The 18,290-nt window shown below is 73.8% G+C and carries 15 protein-coding genes and 1 pseudogene; 4 read left to right on the top strand and 12 right to left on the bottom strand.

What is annotated here, in order from left to right; all coding sequences use genetic code 11:
- Positions 1-2,646: 2,646 nt before the first annotated feature.
- The 8 genes and pseudogenes from ACIPXM_RS30630 to rimP all read right to left on the bottom strand — a co-directional run.
- Positions 2,647-3,048: pseudogene (locus ACIPXM_RS30630) on the bottom strand (trypsin-like peptidase domain-containing protein); the annotation flags it as partial.
- A gap of 254 nt (positions 3,049-3,302) precedes the next feature.
- Positions 3,303-4,229, bottom strand: coding sequence for a tRNA pseudouridine(55) synthase TruB (gene truB, locus ACIPXM_RS30625; RefSeq protein WP_401662191.1), 927 nt, complete (start codon positions 4,227-4,229; stop codon positions 3,303-3,305).
- Positions 4,226-4,666, bottom strand: a complete 441-nt coding sequence (rbfA, locus tag ACIPXM_RS30620; protein WP_401662190.1) for a 30S ribosome-binding factor RbfA — start codon at positions 4,664-4,666, stop codon at positions 4,226-4,228. Before rbfA ends, truB begins: the two co-directional genes overlap by 4 nt.
- A gap of 29 nt (positions 4,667-4,695) precedes the next feature.
- A complete protein-coding gene (locus tag ACIPXM_RS30615; RefSeq protein ID WP_401662187.1) occupies positions 4,696-4,989 on the bottom strand; it encodes a DUF503 domain-containing protein in 294 nt (97 codons plus the stop codon).
- A 142-nt stretch (positions 4,990-5,131) separates the two neighbouring features.
- The gene (infB, locus tag ACIPXM_RS30610; RefSeq protein WP_401662185.1) at positions 5,132-8,221 is read right to left on the bottom strand and encodes a translation initiation factor IF-2; all 3,090 of its coding nucleotides are present in this window, start codon (positions 8,219-8,221) and stop codon (positions 5,132-5,134) included.
- Positions 8,222-8,401: 180 nt separating this feature from the next.
- Positions 8,402-8,680 (bottom strand): YlxR family protein, encoded by a 279-nt coding sequence (locus ACIPXM_RS30605; RefSeq protein ID WP_401662182.1) that lies wholly within the window; start codon positions 8,678-8,680, stop codon positions 8,402-8,404.
- Positions 8,681-8,808: 128 nt separating this feature from the next.
- Positions 8,809-9,810 (bottom strand): transcription termination factor NusA, encoded by a 1,002-nt coding sequence (nusA, locus tag ACIPXM_RS30600; RefSeq protein WP_401662180.1) that lies wholly within the window; start codon positions 9,808-9,810, stop codon positions 8,809-8,811.
- Between the two features lie 2 nt (positions 9,811-9,812).
- Positions 9,813-10,319, bottom strand: a complete 507-nt coding sequence (gene rimP / locus ACIPXM_RS30595; protein ID WP_401662177.1) for a ribosome maturation factor RimP — start codon at positions 10,317-10,319, stop codon at positions 9,813-9,815.
- Positions 10,320-10,513: 194 nt separating this feature from the next.
- Between rimP and ACIPXM_RS30590 the strand changes: the two genes are divergently transcribed.
- The 4 genes from ACIPXM_RS30590 to ACIPXM_RS30575 all read left to right on the top strand — a co-directional run bounded on the left by ACIPXM_RS30590 (position 10,514) and on the right by ACIPXM_RS30575 (position 13,491).
- Positions 10,514-11,110, top strand: coding sequence for a hypothetical protein (locus tag ACIPXM_RS30590; protein WP_401662174.1), 597 nt, complete (start codon positions 10,514-10,516; stop codon positions 11,108-11,110).
- Complete coding sequence (locus ACIPXM_RS30585; RefSeq protein ID WP_401662171.1) at positions 11,107-11,523, top strand: ferritin-like domain-containing protein; 417 nt, start codon at positions 11,107-11,109, stop codon at positions 11,521-11,523. The genes ACIPXM_RS30590 and ACIPXM_RS30585 overlap by 4 nt, the downstream gene beginning before the upstream one ends.
- Before the next feature lie 55 nt (positions 11,524-11,578).
- Entirely contained in the window at positions 11,579-12,463 is an 885-nt protein-coding gene (locus ACIPXM_RS30580) for an aminoglycoside phosphotransferase family protein (protein ID WP_401662168.1), read from the top strand.
- A gap of 77 nt (positions 12,464-12,540) precedes the next feature.
- Positions 12,541-13,491: a slipin family protein gene (locus ACIPXM_RS30575; protein WP_401662165.1), complete on the top strand. Its 951-nt coding sequence runs from the start codon at positions 12,541-12,543 to the stop codon at positions 13,489-13,491.
- 12 nt (positions 13,492-13,503) lie between these two features.
- Here the strand turns inward: ACIPXM_RS30575 and ACIPXM_RS30570 are convergent, their stop codons facing one another.
- The 4 genes from ACIPXM_RS30570 to ispG all read right to left on the bottom strand — a co-directional run bounded on the left by ACIPXM_RS30570 (position 13,504) and on the right by ispG (position 18,280).
- A complete protein-coding gene (locus tag ACIPXM_RS30570; protein WP_401662162.1) occupies positions 13,504-15,198 on the bottom strand; it encodes a proline--tRNA ligase in 1,695 nt (564 codons plus the stop codon).
- 68 nt (positions 15,199-15,266) lie between these two features.
- On the bottom strand, positions 15,267-15,908 hold the full coding sequence (locus tag ACIPXM_RS30565; protein ID WP_401662159.1) for a GNAT family N-acetyltransferase: 642 nt from the start codon (positions 15,906-15,908) through the stop codon (positions 15,267-15,269).
- Between the two features lie 21 nt (positions 15,909-15,929).
- The gene (locus tag ACIPXM_RS30560; RefSeq protein WP_401662157.1) at positions 15,930-16,775 is read right to left on the bottom strand and encodes a GNAT family N-acetyltransferase; all 846 of its coding nucleotides are present in this window, start codon (positions 16,773-16,775) and stop codon (positions 15,930-15,932) included.
- 347 nt (positions 16,776-17,122) lie between these two features.
- The gene (gene ispG / locus ACIPXM_RS30555) at positions 17,123-18,280 is read right to left on the bottom strand and encodes a flavodoxin-dependent (E)-4-hydroxy-3-methylbut-2-enyl-diphosphate synthase (protein WP_401662154.1); all 1,158 of its coding nucleotides are present in this window, start codon (positions 18,278-18,280) and stop codon (positions 17,123-17,125) included.
- Positions 18,281-18,290: the final 10 nt, after the last annotated feature.

Here is an 18,290-nt window from a genome sequence, read left to right as displayed (position 1 = left end):
CGTCGGCATCGGCATGGTGTGCGCCATGTCTCGGAGTTCGCGCCGCAGGAACCGGGAGGCGCCGGTGCCGGGCGCGGCGAGCACCGGGGCGAGCGCCTCGCGGGCGGCGGGCAGCCGCAGCAGGCCGAGGACGAGGGGGTGCAGGACGCAGCGGGCGGCGGGGCCGTCCTCCAGGCGCCGGTCGACGAACGCGGCGACGAGCCGGGCGCCTTCGGGGTGCCGGTCGGCGTATTCGGCGACGAGGGCGGCGGCCCGGCGGGCGTGCCGCGGGGTGTCGACGGTGGCGAGGGCGGCGAGCACGCGGGCGGCGTCGGGCCGGGTGTCCGGCGCGGGCGCGGGCGCGCCGAGCAGTCGGGTCCTGAGGACGGCGAGGATCTGTTCGGGGGCGCCGGGCAGGGCGGCGACGAGGGCGTCGGCGGGGACGGTGGGGTCGGTGAGCGCCCGGGGCAGGAAGCGGTCGCGGGTGGCCGGGTCGCGCAGCAGCAGGCCGAGCGCGGCGCCGTGCAGGGCGCGGTCGCCGGGCCTGGCGAGCAGCGCGAGGGCGGCGTAGCGCAGGGTGTCCCGGTCGGCGGGGTCGAGGGGGTGCCGGGCCGCCAGGGCCCCGTACGCGGCGGCGGCGGCCCGGCGGTCGGGGCGGCCGTCGTCGTGGGCCCAGCGGTCGACGGCCCGGCACAGGGCGGCGGTCTCGTCCTCGGCGAGCGCGGCGAGCAGGCCGTCGGCGAGCGGGTGCGCGGTGGCGACCAGTGCTTCGCAGAGGTCGTCGACGGCGAGCCGCCGGTGGGTGTGCAGCAGGGCCTGGGCGGCGGCGCCGACGGTGGCGCCGGGTGCTCCGGCGAGGGTGCGTTCGTCGCCGAACCAGCGGCAGAGCAGGGGTTGCACCCCGCGCGGGTCGGCGGTGAGCCGGGCGGCGACGAGGTCGAGGAAGCGGCCGTACGGGGCCGGGTCGGCGCCCACCAGGCGGCGCAGCAGGTCGAGGCGTTCGTCCTCGGCGATCCGCAGGGCGGCCCAGAAGGCGGTGCCGAAGCCGTCGACGGGGCCGTGCGCGCCGATCCGGTCGGCGAGGCTCCGCAGTACGGGGAGGTACGGGCGGGGGTCGGCGGTGCCGCCGAGGAGGCCGCCGAGCAGCCGGGCGGCCCACCAGTGGCCTTCGGTACGGGACCGGTCCTCGGTACGGGACCGGTCTACGGTACGGGCGTCCGCCGGGTCGGCGCCGCTGTCGGGGGCGGGTGGGGGCTCCGGTGGCTGCCGGAGGGCGTCGACCAGGGTGAGCAGCCGGGGGGTGAGTCCTTCGGGGCCGTGGTCGCGGTGCAGCCGGCGCAGGGACTGCAGGACGGGGCCGATGCGGTGGCGGGGCACCGGGAGCGGCGGCGGGTGGTGGACGAGGGTGTCGAGGGCGCGGTCGACGTCGAGGTGGACGGCCTGGAGCCAGTCGGCGAGTTCCTCGTGGGCGAACCGGTAGCCGCCTCCGGCGGGCACCAGGAGGGCTTCGGTGAGCACGGCGGAGGCCCAGCCCGCCCGTCCTCCGGGTCCTTGGCCGGGGCGGGGGCCCCAGGGGAAGAGTTCCTCGAAGGACTCGCGGTCGAGTTCGCCCTGGCCGGGCCCGAGGCAGCGCCGGGCGGCCTCGTGGACCCGGCCCGCGACCTGGGCGGCGAGGCGGCGGACGGCGGTGCCGCGCAGCACGGGGCGGCCCGCGGCGGCGATCCGGACGGCGACCTTGAGGCACATCAGGTCGAGGTGGGCGCCGAAGATCTCGTCGCGGTCCGGTCGGCCGGGCAGGTCGCCGCGGGTGGCGGCCCTGACCTCGCCGAGCAGCCTGAGGGCGAGCGGGTGGCGGGCGTCCGCGGGGTCGACGGCGTCGTCGGGGACGCCGTGGCGGCGGCGGGCCTCGGCGGCCTCGCTGTCGGTGAGGTCGCCGAGGGCGGTTGCCGGGGGCTCGGCCCCGTACAGGGTGCTCGCCCGTTCCCAGTGCTCGGGGCGGCAGGCGATCACGAGGCGGGCGCCGTGGGTGGTGAGCCAGCTCTCGGTGGCGGTGGTCCAGGGAGCCAGCCGGTGGGCGAGCAGCGGGGGCATCTCCTCGGGGCCGTCGAGCAGCACGAGCAGCGGCCTGCCGGTGTCCCTGGCGAGGTCGGCGGCCTGGTCGGGGGTGACGGCGGCGGGGTCGCCGGGGGTGCCGGAGGCGGCGGCGACCCGGCCCGCGCGGCGCAGTGCGCGGCCGACGGCGGCGGCGAGGCAGGGGTCGTCGGCGCGCAGGTCGGCGCCGCGCAGCCAGACGGTGGGGCCGGGGGCGGCGCCGCGCGCGCGGTCGGCGGCGAGGCCCGCGAGGGCGGTGCTGCGGCCGGTGCCGGGGGCGCCGACGACGGCGCGGACGGGGGTGTCGGGGTCGTCGCGGAGCCGGGGCGGCGGCAGGTCGTCGAGGGCGCCGGTGGTGGTGGCGGTGAGTTCGAGGATCCCGGCGAGGTTGAGGTCCCGGCCGTAGCAGGGGACGGTGGCGGCGTTGCGGCGCAGCAGGGCGGCGAGCGGTCCGACGGGCGGGATCGGCAGGGCGTGTCCGGCGGCCCGGCGGTCGCCGTGGGCGGCGCTGCCGAGGACGGCGAGGACGGCTCCGGTGACCGGGTCGAGCACCGGGCCGCCGGCGGCGGGGCCGCCGTCGTGCAGGGCTTCGGCGCCCTCGGTGCCGATGGCGAGCTCCAGGGCGGTCCCGGTCCCGGTGCCGGTGCCGAGGACGCGGGCCTCGCGCCAGCCGTACGCGGAGATCCGGACGTACGAGCCGGGTTCGACGCCGTCCCGGACGGCCAGCGGCAGCGGGCGGGCGGCGAGGCCACCGGCCCGGATCAGGGCGAGGCCGGTGCCGGGCAGCGGGGTGATGTCGGCGGGACGGATCCGCCGGGGTGGTCCGGCGGGGGTGCGCAGGACCAGGGTGTCGTGGCCCGCGACGACCTCGTCGCCGGTGAGGAGGGTGCCCTGGTGGTCGGTGAGGAATCCGGTGCCGAGGGGGCGGCCGGACGGGTCCTCGATCCGTACCAGTGTCGCCAGGTCCCCGCTCCCCATGGTTCGACGGTAGGCGGGGGGTGATCGGCGGGAGAAGCACGCGAGCCGAACGCGCCCCCGCGCACGCCCCCGGTTCACTCCGAGCGCTTCTCCGTCAGGGTGAACGGAGCGGGGAAGCGGGCGCGGGCGTGGATCACCTGGCGGTGCGCACGGCGCTTCGCCCGGCGGTGCCGTGGCGGCCGGCATGGCGGTGGGGCGGGCACCTGTGTGCCCGCCCCACCGTCAGGGTCTTCCGGTCCTCGCCGGTGTCCGGCTCAGCCGAACACCGCCAGGCTCTTCGCCTTGCCCCGCTGGTCCTCCACGAGGGCCAGCAGCCGCCCGTCAGGTCCGAAGACCGCGACCGGGCCCGCCGGGTACGCCGGCATCTCCAGGCGGACGCCGTTGAGCAGCAGCTTCGCGCGGCGCTCGTCGACGTCCCAGCGCGGGAACGCCGCCGCGGCCGCGTCGGCGACCGGCATCACGGTCAGCTCCTCCTGGAGCTGGTCCAGGGTGCGGGCGCCGTCCAGCTTGTACGGGCCGACCCGGGTGCGGCGCAGTGCGGTCAGATGGCCGCCGACGCCCAGCCCGGCACCGAGGTCGCGGGCGAGCGCCCGGATGTAGGTGCCGGAGGAGCAGACGACGGACACGACCAGGTCCATGACCGGGGTGCCGTCCTCGGCGGTGGCCTCGCGCACGTCGTACACCTGGAACGAGGAGACGGTGACCGGCCGGGCCGGGATCTCGAACTCCTCGCCGCCGCGGACCCGCGCGTACGACCGCTTGCCGTCGATCTTGATCGCGGAGACCTTCGACGGCACCTGCATGATGGCGCCGGTCAGCTCCGCCACACCGGCGTCGATCTGCTCGCGGGTGACCTTCGAAGCGTCTGCCGACGCCGTGATCTCGCCCTCGGCGTCGTCGGTGACGGTGGTCTGCCCGAGCCTGATGGTGCCCAGGTACTCCTTCTCGGTCAGCGCGAGGTGACCGAGCAGCTTGGTGGCCCGCTCCACGCCGAGCACGAGGACGCCGGTCGCCATGGGGTCGAGCGTGCCCGCGTGCCCGACCCGGCGGGTCCTGGCGATGCCGCGCATCTTGGCCACCACGTCGTGCGAGGTGAAGCCGGACGGCTTGTCGACGACGACGAGCCCGTCGGCGGCCTGCGCCCGGGGGGAGTCCCCGGGCGTCTTCCGTGGGGTGCTCATTCGGCGGCTTCGTCCTCGCCCGGCTTCTTGTACGGGTCGGCCTCACCGGCGAACGCGGCGCCCGAGGACGCCTCGCGCACCTTGGCGTCGGAGGCGCGCGCCTTGTCGAGGAGGTCCTCGATGGTCTTGGCGTTCTCCGGCAGGGCGTCCGCGACGAAGGCGAGCGTCGGGGTGAACTTGGTGCCCGCGGCGCGGCCGACGGCCGACCGCAGGATGCCCTTGGCGCTCTCCAGGCCCGCCGCGGCGCTGGCCCGCTCCTCGTCGTCGCCGTAGACCGTGTAGAAGACCGTGGCCTCCCGCAGGTCGCCGGTGACACGGGTGTCCGTGATGGTCACGTGCGTACCCAGGCGCGGGTCCTTGATGCCGCGCTGCAGCTTCTCGGCGACCACCTCCCGGATGAGGTCCGCCAGCTTCTTCGCCCGCGCGTTGTCGGCCACTGGTCCGTCTCCTTCTTTGCCTTGCTCATTCAGTCTTCATCAGTGTGGAGCCTGCGGCGCACCGACAGCAGCTCCACCTCGGGCCGGGCCGCCACCAGCCGCTCGCAGCGGTCCAGGACGTCCGACACGAACCCCGGGTCCCCGGACACCAGCGCGACCCCGATGCGGGCCCTGCGATGGAGGTCCTGGTCGCCGACCTCGGCCGCGCTCACCGCGAACTTGCGCTGGAGCTCGGCGACGATCGGGCGGACGACGGAGCGTTTCTCCTTCAACGAATGAACGTCGCCGAGGAGCAGATCGAAGGACAGGGTCCCCACGTACATGCGGTGCCGGATGTCCCGCCGGTTCGGGTTCGACGTCCCGCCGGGACCAGACCCGGCGGGGGAACATCAAAACCGTACACGCAACGGCCGGGGCCGATCGACGGAAATAATTCCGTCGACCGGCCCCGGACACGGTCACGTACTACGCGCGCGGCTTCTCGCGCATCTCGTAGGTCGCGATGACGTCGTCGATCTTGATGTCGTTGAAGTTTCCGAGGTTGATACCACCCTCGTAGCCTTCGCGGATCTCGGTGACGTCGTCCTTGAAGCGGCGCAGACCCTCGATGTTGAGGTTCTCCGCGATGACCTTGCCGTCGCGGAGGAGGCGCGCCTTGGTGTTGCGCTTGACCTCGCCCGAGCGGATGAGGACACCGGCGATGTTGCCCAGCTTGGACGAGCGGAAGACCTCGCGGATCTCCGCCGTACCGAGCTCGACCTCTTCGTACTCCGGCTTGAGGAGACCCTTGAGGGCCGCCTCGATCTCCTCGATGGCCTGGTAGATCACCGAGTAGTACCGGACGTCGACGCCCTCGCGCTCCGCCATCTGCGCGGCACGGCCGGCCGCGCGGACGTTGTAGCCGATGACGATGGCGTCGGAGCCCATCGCCAGGTCGATGTCGGACTCGGTGACCGCACCCACGCCACGGTGCAGCACGCGGATGTCGACCTCCTCGCCGACGTCGAGCTGGAGCAGGGACGCCTCCAGGGCCTCGACCGCACCGGACGCGTCGCCCTTGATGATGAGGTTGAGTTCCTGGACCAGACCGGCCTTGAGCACCTTGTCGAGGTCCTCGAGGGACACCCGGCGGACGCGCTTGGCGAAGGCGGCGTTGCGCTCACGCGCGGCGCGCTTCTCGGCGATCTGACGGGCCGTACGGTCCTCGTCGACAACGATGAGGTTGTCGCCGGCACCCGGCACGTTGGTGAGACCGAGCACCAGGACGGGAGTCGACGGGGTCGCCTCCTCGACGTTGTTGCCCTTGTCGTCGAGCATCGCCCGGACGCGGCCGTACGCGTCGCCGACCACCACGGTGTCGCCGATGCGCAGCGTTCCGCGCTGGACCAGGACGGTCGAGACGGCACCACGACCACGGTCGAGGTGGGACTCGATCGCGATGCCCTGCGCGTCCTGGTTCGGGTTGGCCCGCAGGTCGAGCGAGGCGTCGGCGGTGAGGACGACGGCCTCGAGCAGGGAGTCGATGTGCAGACCCTGCTTGGCGGAGATGTCGACGAACATCGTGTCGCCGCCGTACTCCTCGGCCACCAGACCGAACTCGGTCAGCTGACCACGGACCTTGACCGGGTCCGCGCCCTCGACGTCGATCTTGTTGACCGCGACGACGATCGGGACGCCGGCGGCCTTGGCGTGGTTGAGCGCCTCGATCGTCTGCGGCATGACGCCGTCGTTGGCCGCGACCACGAGGATCGCGATGTCGGTCGACTTCGCACCACGGGCACGCATGGCGGTGAACGCCTCGTGACCCGGGGTGTCGATGAAGGTGATCTTGCGGTCCTCGCCGTTGACCTCGGTGCCCACCTGGTAGGCACCGATGCCCTGCGTGATGCCACCGGCCTCGCCCGCGACGACGTTCGTCTTGCGGATCGCGTCGAGCAGTCGGGTCTTTCCGTGGTCGACGTGACCCATGACGGTGACGACCGGCGGACGGGAGACCAGGGCCTCTTCGCCGCCCTCGTCCTCGCCGAACTCGATGTCGAAGGACTCCAGGAGCTCGCGGTCCTCCTCCTCCGGCGAGACGATCTGAACGGTGTAGTTCATCTCCTCGCCGAGCATCGTCAGCGTGTCGTCGGAGACGGACTGCGTGGCCGTGACCATCTCACCGAGGTTCATCATCACCGCGACGAGCGACGCCGGGTTGGCGCCGATCTTCTCGGCGAAGTCGGTGAGGGAGGCACCGCGCGACAGGCGAATGGTGTCGCCGTTGCCGCGAGGCAGCATCACGCCGCCCACGGACGGGGCCTGCATGGCCTCGTACTCCTGGCGCCTCTGACGCTTCGACTTGCGACCACGACGCGCGGGACCGCCGGGACGGCCGAAGGCGCCCTGCGTGCCACCACGGCCACCGGGGCCGCCGGGACGGCCACCGAAGCCACCGGGACGACCGCCGAAGCCGCCGCCACCGCCACCGGGACCACCGGGACGACCGCCGCCGCCACCGCCGGGACCACCCGGACGGCCGGCGAAGCCGCCGCCACCGCCACCGGGACCCGCCGGACGACCGGCGAAGCCGGGACGACCGCCGCCGCCACCGCCGGGACCACCCGGACGGCCGCCGGGGCCACCCGGGCCACGGCCGCCGGGGCCCGGACGCGGACCCGCGGCCGGACGCTGCGGCATCATGCCGGGGTTCGGACGGTTGCCGCCGGGCGCGCCACCGGGGCGCGGAGCCTGCGGACGGGGCATGCCACCGGGGGTCGGACGGGCGCCGCCCTGACCCTGCGGACGCGGGGCACCGGGAACACCGGAACCGCCCTGCGGACGCGGGGCGCCGGGCGCGGCACCGGGGCCGCCGGGGCGCGGCGCGCCGCCACCCTGCGGACGCGGCGACTGCGGGCGCGCCATGCCGGTGGAGCCACCGGAGGTGAAGGGGTTGTTCCCCGGACGGGGACCGGCCGGACGACCACCCGGGCGGGCGGCCTGCTGACCGGGGCGCGGGGCCTGCTGGCCCGGACGCGGCGCCTGCTGGCCCGGACGGGCAGCGGGGCGCGGGCCGGGAGTGGCACCGCCGGAGCGCTGACCGGCGGCCGGAGCGGCCGGGGGCGCGGTGAACTCCGGGGCGGCCGGCGCGGGCGCGGCCGGAGCCGGCTTGGGCGCGGGCTTCGGACCCGGACGGGGACCCGCGGCCGGAGCCGGGGCGGGGGTGCTGCTCTCGGGCGCGGCCGGGGTGACCGGCGCGGCCGCCGCGGCGGGGGCCGGCTTGGGGGCCGGGGCGCCGGGCTTGGGGGCAGCGGTGGGACGTGCCGCGGCGGCCGGAGCCGGTGCCGCGGGCTTGGGGGCGGGCGCCGCCTTGCGGGGCGCACCAGGCTTCGCAGCGGTCTTCCCGGCGCCTCCGCCGGGACCCTGCAACGCGTCAGTCAACTTGCGCACGACCGGCGCCTCGATCGTCGAGGACGCCGAACGGACGAATTCACCGAGTTCTTGGAGCTTGGCCATGACGACCTTGCTCTCCACGCCGAACTCCTTGGCGAGTTCGTATACCCGGACCTTAGCCACTTCGCTCCTTTGTGAGGTCCGGTTACCGCCGGACCGTCGCTACTTCATGGGCGTACTCATCGCGTACTCATCGAGTGCTCATCGCAATCTCGACCTACTTCCAACTCGCGAGGTACCTGACCGCACGGGACTCCGTGCCGTACTTCTGTGCTGCCGTATTACGTCAATGCCGTACTACGTCTACGGTCCGGCCCGCTCCACCCGCGCGCGGAGCGCAGCCGTGTCGAGCGGTCCCTGGACCTTGAAGGCCCGAAGGAAAGCTCGGCGGCGCACCGCGAGGTCGAGACAGACCACGGCGGGGTGCAGGTACGCACCCCGGCCGGGCAGCGTACCGCGATGATCGGGGACGCACTCGTCCTTATTCACCACGATCCGCAGCAGATCGCTCTTGGCCGCTCGCTCCCGGCATCCCACACAGGTTCGCTCAGGGCACGCGCGGGCATGCGTCCGGCCAGACACGCTTAAGTCTACCTCCCCGTACCGACCTCACCCGTTTGGGGCAAAGATCGAACAGTCGTTGGCCAAAAAGGATCAGCTTCGGTACGGGGTGGGGAACACCTGGTACCCGGTCGCGGGCCCGGCCCGGCCTAGCGGTCCGCGTCCTCCGCGGGCTGCTCGGTGTCCGGGCGGATGTCGATCCGCCAGCCGGTCAGGCGGGCGGCGAGGCGGGCGTTCTGGCCCTCCTTGCCGATCGCGAGCGACAGCTGGTAGTCCGGCACCGTGACCCGGGCGGAGCGGGCCGCCAGGTCCACGACCTCGACCTTGGAGACCCGGGCCGGGGAGAGCGCGTTCGCCACCATCTCGGCCGGGTCGTCCGACCAGTCGACGATGTCGATCTTCTCGCCCATCAGCTCGGCCATCACGTTGCGCACCCGGCTGCCCATCGGGCCGATGCAGGCGCCCTTGGCGTTCAGGCCCGAACGGGTGGACCGCACGGCGATCTTGGTGCGGTGACCGGCCTCACGCGCGATGGCGGAGATCTCGACGGAACCGTCGGCGATCTCCGGCACCTCCAGGGCGAACAGCTTCTTCACCAGATTGGGGTGGGTGCGCGAAAGGGTGACGGACGGACCGCGGACACCCTTCGCCACCCGGACGACGTACGTGCGCAGCCGCAGACCGTGCGTGTAGTCCTCGCCCGGCACCTGCTCCTGCACCGGAAGGATGGCCTCCAGCTTGTCGTCCAGCTTGACGAGGACGTTCTTCGGGTCCTTGCCCTGCTGCACCTGGCCGGCCACGATGTCGCCCTCGCGGCGGGCGTACTCGCCGAAGGTGACGTCGTTCTCGGCGTCGCGCAGCCGCTGCTGGATGACCTGGCGGGCGGTGCTCGCGGCGATCCGGCCGAAGTCCGACGGCGTGTCGTCGAACTCCTTCGGCTGCTGACCCTCCTCCAGCTCGGCCGGGTCCTCCTTCGCCCACACGGTCACGTGACCGGTCTTGCGGTCCAGCTCCACGCGCGCGTGGCGGCGGGCGGACGGAGTGCGGTGGTAGGCGATGAGGAGGGCCGACTCGATCGCCTCGACCAGCATCTCGAAGGAGATGTCCTTCTCCTGCGCCAAGCCCTTCAGAAGCTTCACGTCGATGTCCACGGCTACGCCTCCTCTTCCTTCTTGTCCTTGCGGTTGAACTCGATCTCGACACGCGCCTTGGCGATCTCGGCGAACTCCACCCGGCGGGCGGTGGCCTTGCGGCCCTTCACGCCCGGCACCTCGGTGTCCAGACCGGCCTCGTCCACCGCGAGGATCCGGGTGACCAGCTCGCCGCCGCCCGCCTCGGGCGTCAGCTGGAGCTTCACCAGGCGGCCTTCGGCGCGCACGTAGTGACGGTGTTCGGTGAGGGGGCGGTCGGCGCCCGGGGAACTGACCTCCAGGACGTACTCGCCGTCGCCCATGGCGTCGGTCTCGTCCAGCTTCTCGGAGATCTCGCGGCTCAGCTCGGCGCACAGGTCCAGCTCGACGCCCTCGTCCGAGTCGACGACGACCCTCAGCAGTCCGCGGCGGCCGGCCCGGGACACCTCGATCTCCTCGAGGTCGAGATCCTTGGCGGCGACGAGCGGCTCCAGAAGACCGCGCAGCCGTTCGCTCTGGGTGGTGCTCATCCGGGTGACTCCTCGGCCGCGTGTGCTGTTGTGGGTACGTCGCGTGGCATCGCGTGTTCGTCGCGTGTCAGATCAAAGGGTATCCGGTCCCGGAGGGTGTTGCCGTCCACCGGGCCCGCGGCCGCGGGTACGCTCGCCTGCGGCGATCTTCGAAGATCTTCGAACTGGCGGAATCCTGGCGAGGGAGGCGAAGCGTGACGACCGCGACGAGGGCGACGTCGGCGAGGGCGACGGTCGGCAGACGGAGGCTGCTCGCGGCGGGCGCGGCCGGGGCGGCCGCCGCCGCGACGACGCTCACCGGCTGCACCTCCGACGAGCGCCCGGGCCCCCGGCGCCCCGACGCCGCCGAACGGGCCGCGGCCGCCGAGGCCGCCCTGCGCACCCGCTCGGCCAGGACCGCCCGCACCCTGCTCGCCCGGTACGACGCGGTGCTCGCCGCCCACCCGGCGCTCGGCGCCCGGCTGACCCCGCTGCGCACCGCGACGGCGGCGCACGCGGCGGCCCTGGCCGAGGGCACGGGACCGACGGCCGCCCCAGGACCCACCGCCGCCTCCGCCTCCGCGAGCCCGGCCGGGACCCCTTCCGCGGCCCCCTCCGCGACGCCCTCGCCCACCGTGCCCGCCGACCCGGCCGCCGCCCTGAAGGACCTGGCCTCGGCCGTCCGGGCGAGCGCCGACACCCATACGGCGGCACTGCTCACCGCCCCGCCCGAGTACGCCAGGCTGCTCGCCTCGGTCGCCGCCGCCGGGGCCGCGCACGCCTATCTGCTCACCACGGGGAGCCGGGCATGACCGCGCTGGACGCCGCGCAGGCGGCGCTGGCCGCCGAGCACGCCGCCGTGTACGGCTACGGCGTCGTCGGCGCCAAGGTCGGCGAGGCCCGCCGCGCCGAGGCCACCGCCGCCTTCCAGGCCCACCGGGCCCGCCGGGACGGGCTGCGCCGCACCGTCCGTGACCTGGGCGGCGAGCCGGTCGCCGCGGCCGGCGGCTACCAGCTGCCGTTCGCCGTGCCCGACCCGGCCGCCGCCGTCCGGCTCGCCGCCTTCCTGGAGGACCGGGTCGCGGGCGTCTACTCGGACCTGGTGCGCTCCGCCGAGGGCCCGCTGCGCCGGGACGCGGCCGCCGCGCTGCGCGAGGCGGCGGTGCGGGCGGTGCGCTGGCGCGGCAGCGACGTAACCTTTCCTGGGCTCGCCGAACGGGCCTAGGGCTCCTCGGCAGGAGGGACCCGGCCGTCGAGGGAACGAAGGAAACAACGTACGTATGGGTTTCGAACCGCCGCAGCGACTGGTCCGGGCCCTCGGTGAGACGTACGGGGAGACGGCCGCCGCCGACTGGCTCGGCAAGCTTCCCGCGCTCGCCGAGGACACCCTGGAGCACGCCGGTCTGACCGCCGAGCGGGTGATGGCCCCCGGCGGGCGCAGCAGCCTCGTCGTCCTCGTCCCCGACGCCGCCGTCAAGATCGCCCCCGACTTCGCCCGGCCGGACCTGGAGCGGGCCGCGCTCGCCCACTGGGACGGCTGGGGCGCCGCCCGGCTGCTCGGCGGAACGCCGGAGGGCGGGCTGGTCCTGGAGCGGCTGCACCCGGAGGTGTCGCTGCGCTCGCTGCCCGAGGCGAAGGCGCTCCTGGAGGCGGCGGGCACCGTACGGCGGCTGTGGGTGGCGCCGCCCGAGGGGCACGGCTTCGAGTCGGTCGCCGAGCGCACCGAGCGGCAGGCCGGGCCGATGGAGGCGTACCGGGCCCACCAGGACGCGGGCGCCCTGGTCGGCGCCGCGCTGGACGCGCGGGCCGAGCTGACCGCCCACTCCCCCGAGACGCTGCTGCTCCACGGCCAGTTCCGGCAGGGCAAGGTACTCGGCGCCGACCGGGTGCCGTGGCTCGCGGTCGGCCCCGAGCCGCTGGTCGGCGAGCGGGCCTTCGACCTGGCCCGGCTGGTCAGGGACCGGGTGGAGGACCTGGTGGGCGGCACGGCGGGGGCGTCGACCGCCCGCCGCCGGGTGAACAAGCTCGCCGACTCGCTCGACGTCGACCGGGAGCGGCTGCGGGGCTGGACCCTGTTCCGCGCGGTGGAGTCCGCGACCCGGGCGCTGACGGCGGGGCGCCGGGCGGACGCGGAACTGCTCCTGGAGTTCGCGGACTGGCTGTGAGTCCGGGCCGCCGCGCGTGAGTCCGGCCCACGGCCGGGGGGAATAACCCTCATACAACCCTTTGTCAGGGGGCCGTGATGATCCAGGAACTGTTGATGGCGGTCGCGGGAGCGGGCGCGGCGGTCGCGGTGTACGCGGGGGCCGCGGCGCGGGTCGTGAAGCAGTACGAGCGCGGGGTGGTGTTCCGCTTCGGGCGGCTGCTCGGTGATGTGCGGCAGCCCGGGTTCACGATGATCCTGCCGGGCGTGGACCGGCTCACCAAGGTGAACATGCAGATCGTCACGATGCCGGTGCCCGCCCAGGAGGGCATCACCCGGGACAACGTGACGGTGCGGGTGGACGCGGTCGTCTACTTCAAGGTGGTCGACGCGGCGGAGGCGCTCGTCGGGGTCGAGGACTACAAGTTCGCCGTCTCGCAGATGGCGCAGACCTCGCTGCGGTCGATCATCGGCAAGAGCGATCTCGACGACCTGCTGTCGAACCGGGAGCAGCTGAACCAGGGCCTGGAGCTGATGCTGGACTCCCCCGCGATCGGCTGGGGCGTGCAGATCGACCGGGTGGAGATCAAGGACGTGTCGCTGCCGGAGACCATGAAGCGTTCGATGGCCCGGCAGGCGGAGGCGGACCGGGAGCGCCGGGCGCGGCTGATCAACGCGGACGCGGAGCTGCAGGCGTCGAAGAAGCTGGCGGAGGCGGCGCACCAGCTGGAGGACGCGCCCGCGGCGTTGCAGCTGCGGCTGCTGCAGACGGTGATGGCGGTGGCGGCGGAGAAGAACTCGACGCTGGTGCTGCCGATCCCGGTGGAACTGCTGCGGTTCCTGGAGCGGGCCGGTGGCGCACCACCGGCGGCTCCGGCGGCGCCTGCCGCCCCGGTGCCGCCGGAGGTGACGGCGGAGCCCGTACCGGAGAAGGACCCGGCGGAGCCCGTACCGGAGAAGGACCCGGCGGAGCCCGTACGGGCGGTGGATCCGGTGGAGGACCTCACCGGCCCGTCGGTGGACCCGTCCCCACCCGGGGACGGGTCCTGAGGGCGGCAGGGGTCAGGCGGACAGGCGCGCGATCGCGTCCTCGACCGACAGCTCCTCGCGCTCGCCCGTGCGGCGGTCCTTCAGCTCCAGGACGCCCTCGGCGGAGCGGCGGCCCGCGACCAGGATCTTCGGGACGCCGATGAGCTCCGCGTCGGTGAACTTGACGCCCGGGGAGACCCCGGCGCGGTCGTCGACCAGGACCCGCAGGCCCGCGGCGGCGAGCTTGTCGGAGACCTCGAGGGCCAGCTCGGTCTGGAGCGCCTTGCCCGCCGCGACGACGTGGACGTCGGCCGGGGCGACCTCGGCGGGCCAGCACAGGCCCTGCTCGTCGGCGGACTGCTCGGCGAGGGCGGCGACGGCGCGGGACACGCCGATGCCGTAGGAGCCCATGGTCACGCGGACCGGCTTGCCGTTCTGGCCGAGGACGTCGAGCTTGAGGGCGTCGGCGTACTTGCGGCCGAGCTGGAAGATGTGGCCGATCTCGATCGCCCGGTCCAGCTTGAGGCCCGTGCCGCACTTGGGGCACGGGTCGCCCTCCTCCACGACGACGACGTCGACGTACGCGTCGACCTCGAAGTCGCGGCCCGCGACGACGTTCTTCGTGTGGGTGCCGGGCTTGTTGGCGCCGGTGATCCAGGCGGTGCCGGGGGCGACCCGCGGGTCGGCGATGTAGCCGACCTTCTCCAGGCCCTGCGGGCCGACGTAGCCGCGCACCAGGTCGGCGCGCTCGGCGAAGTCGGCCTCGGTGACCATCTCGACGGTGGCCGGGGCGAAGTGCGCCTCGACCTTGCCGAGGTCGACCTCACGGTCGCCGGGGACGCCGACGGCGACGATCTCGCCGTCGACCTTCACCAGGAGGTTCTTCAGGGTGGCGGAGGCCGGGACGCCGAGCGAGGCGGCCAGCGTCTCGATGGTCGGGGTGTCCGGGGTGGGGATGTCCTCGGCGGCGGGCACCGCGGAGCCGTCGACGGCCTTCAGGGCGAAGCCGACGGCCTCGGTGTTGGCGGCGAAATCGCAGTTCGGGCAGTCGGCGAAGGTGTCCTCGCCCGCCTCGGCGGGGGCCAGGAACTCCTCGGACTTGGAGCCGCCCATGGCGCCCGCGGTGGCGGCGCAGATGCGGTAGTCGAGGCCGAGGCGCTCGAAGATCCGCTGGTAGGCGGCGCGGTGCTGGGCGTACGCCTCGGCGAGGCCCTCGTCGGCGACGTCGAAGGAGTACGAGTCCTTCATCAGGAACTCGCGGCCGCGCAGGATGCCGGCCCGGGGGCGGGCCTCGTCGCGGTACTTCGCGGCGATCTGGTACAGGATGACCGGCAGGTCCTTGTAGGAGGACGCCTGGTCCTTCACCAGCAGGGTGAAGATCTCCTCGTGGGTGGGGCCGAGCAGGTAGTCGCCGCCCTTGCGGTCCTGGAGGCGGAACAGCTCGGCGCCGTACTCGTCCCAGCGGCCGGTCGCCTCGTACGGCTCGCGCGGCAGCAGCGAGGGCAGCGAGACCTCCTGGGCGCCGATGGCGTCCATCTCCTCGCGGACGATCCGCTCGACGTTCGCGAGCACCTTCTTGCCCAGCGGCAGCCAGCTCCAGATGCCCGCGGCCGTCCGGCGCACGTACCCCGCGCGGACGAGGAGCTTGTGGCTGAGCACCTCGGCGTCCGCCGGGTCGTCGCGCAGTGTCTTGACCATCAACCGGGACATGCGCTGGACCTGGGCCATGGGGAACTCTCCTGCGGTGAAAAGTGTGATGGCCCCGAGGTTAGCCGGGCGAGGTCGGCTCGGAGAAATCAGTTACCCGTACGGGGCGCGCGCCGCGGCAGCGGCAGCGGGGCGCCCATCACCGCGTACGGGCGGGGCGCGCTCGGGAACAGCACCTGGCGGGCGAGGTCGGTGTAGCCGAGCGAGCGGTACAGGGCGCGGGCCGGGCTCTCGGTGTCGATCGCGGAGAGGATCGAGCGGGGCAGGTCCGAGCGGCCGGTGATGGTGGTGAGCAGACCGCGGCCGAGCCCCCGGCCCTGGAAGCCCGGATGCACATGGAGTTCGGTGATGACGAAGGAGTCGTCGAGCCAGTGGTCGTGGCCGCCCTCGCGGAGGTACGGCTCGACGACGGTGGACCACCAGTGGGAGCGGTCGTTGGGCATCCCGTACACGAAGCCGACGAGACGGCCCTCGGGGGTGAGGGCGCCGTAGGCGAGGGCGCCGGGGTTGAGGAGGTGACGCAGCACGATGTGGCGGCGTACGGCCACCTCGGCGGCGTCGAGGCCGAAGGCGACGGCCTGGACGGCGAGGGCCTCGTCGACCCGGGCGCCGAGATCGACCGGCGAGATCACGACGCCGGTGCTCGCGGCGGTCCCGGCAGTCCCGGTGTCGCCTGCGTTCCCGGTGTCGCCGGTGTCGCCGGTGGCCGCGGTGTCCTCGGTGGCATCCATGCGCCGCACCCTACAAGCCGGTCAGAACAGCACGCTCATGAAGGCGCCGACCTCCTCGAAGCCGACGCGGCGGTAGGCGGCGCGGGCGGGCGCGTTGTAGTCGTTGACGTACAGGCTGACGAGCGGGGCCACATCGGTCAGGGCGGAGTCGACGACGGCGGCCATACCGGTCTCGGAGAGGCCACGCCCGCGGTGCTCGGGGGCCACCCAGACGCCCTGGATCTGGCAGGCGAGGCGGGTGGCGGCGCCGATCTCGGCCTTGAAGAGGACCTTGCCGTCCTCGATCAGGGCGAAGGCGCGGCCCGAGCCCACGAGCTCGGCGACACGGGCCTGGTAGAGCAGTCCGCCGTCCCCGGCGAGCGGGGAGACGCCGACCTCCTCGGTGAACATGGCGACGCAGGCGGGCATGATCACCTCCATCTCGTCCTTGCGGACCCGGCGCACCCCGGGGTGCGCCGTGACGGCGGCGGCGGGCCGGTCGGTGACCATCAGCGGCTGATGGGCGCGGACGTCACGGGCGGGGCCCCAGCTGGGTTCGAGCAGCCGCCACAGCTGGGCGGTGGGCTCGGCGGGCCCGACGATCGAGGAACAGCGGCGCCCGATCCGGCGGGCCCGGTCGGCGAAGCCGCGGACCGCTTCGGGGGTGGCGCAGATCGGCACCAGATTGGCGCCGGAGTAGCAGAGCGAGGTGAGGTGCCCGTCGCGGTACCAGCCCCACATCTCACCGCCGAGCCGCCACGGGTCGAGCCCGGCGAGCTGGACGCGGGCGGTCACGAAGGCGTTCTCGACGGGCGCGCTGTCGAGGACGGCGAGCGCGGCGTCGAGGTCGGCGGGTTCGAGGACCCGCGTCGAGGATTGCGTCAACACGAAGGGCCTCACCGTCCGGACTGCAGCTTTCTGGCACCTTACGCTTTTTTGTGGCTCGGTTCGCCTCCGGGGCGCTGCAGCCGAGCTCACAGCACCGACCGTGCTCACCCCCTCGTACCTCGGGGGCTGCGCGCGCTCGGCACTGTTCCCTCGACGCGCCCCTTCGGCTCACTCGCCCAACCAGTGGGCCCGCACCTGTGGTCATCCACGGGGGCAGGCCCGCACGGGTCACGGCGCCCGGGCGGGCCCGCACCCGCAGGCAACCCCGGGGGCCGGGTACGCGGAAGCCCCTCCTCCCGGGTCCGGGTGGAGGGGCTTCGCAGGGCGTCGTACGGGGCGCGTGAACGTCAGCCCGCGACGGAGACCGTCGGCTCGCCGCTCGCGATGCCGTCCTTCTCCATCTGCTCGGCGATCTTCATCGCCTCGTCGATGAGGGTCTCCACGATCTTCGACTCGGGCACGGTCTTGATGACCTCGCCCTTGACGAAGATCTGGCCCTTGCCGTTGCCGGAGGCGACGCCGAGGTCGGCCTCGCGGGCCTCGCCGGGGCCGTTGACGACGCAGCCCATGACGGCGACGCGGAGCGGGACCTCCATGCCCTCCAGGCCGGCGGTCACCTCCTCGGCGAGCTTGTAGACGTCGACCTGGGCGCGGCCGCAGGACGGGCAGGAGACGATCTCCAGGCGGCGCTGGCGGAGGTTGAGGGACTCCAGGATCTGGATGCCGACCTTGATCTCCTCGGCGGGCGGCGCGGAGAGGGAGACCCGGATGGTGTCGCCGATGCCCTCGGCGAGCAGCGCGCCGAAGGCGACGGCCGACTTGATGGTGCCCTGGAAGGCCGGGCCCGCCTCGGTGACGCCGAGGTGCAGCGGGTAGTCGCACTGGGCGGCGAGCTGGCGGTAGGCGTTGACCATGACGACCGGGTCGTTGTGCTTGACCGAGATCTTGATGTCGCGGAAGCCGTGCTCCTCGAAGAGGGACGCCTCCCACAGCGCGGACTCGACGAGCGCCTCGGGGGTGGCCTTGCCGTACTTGGCGAGGAGTCGCGCGTCGAGCGAGCCCGCGTTGACGCCGATCCGGATCGGGGTGCCCGCCGCGGACGCGGCCTTGGCGATCTCCTTGACCTTGTCGTCGAACTGCTTGATGTTGCCCGGGTTGACCCGGACCGCCGCGCAGCCCGCGTCGATCGCGGCGAACACGTACTTCGGCTGGAAGTGGATGTCGGCGATGACCGGGATCTGCGACTTGCGCGCGATGGTGGCGAGCGCGTCGGCGTCGTCCTGGGTCGGGCAGGCGACCCGGACGATCTGGCAGCCGGAGGCGGTGAGCTCGGCGATCTGCTGGAGCGTCGCGCCGATGTCGGAGGTGCGGGTGGTGGTCATCGACTGGACCGACACGGGGGCGTCGCCGCCGACGGCCACCGATCCGACCTGGATCTGGCGGCTCTTGCGCCGTTCGGCGAGCCGGGTCGGAACGGACGGGATACCGAGAGAGATCGCGGTCATCAGCTGTACA

The sequence above is a fragment of the Streptomyces sp. NPDC090025 genome (assembly GCF_044748125.1).
GTDB lineage: Bacteria > Actinomycetota > Actinomycetes > Streptomycetales > Streptomycetaceae > Streptomyces.
This window is presented reverse-complemented; position numbering and strand designations above follow the sequence as displayed.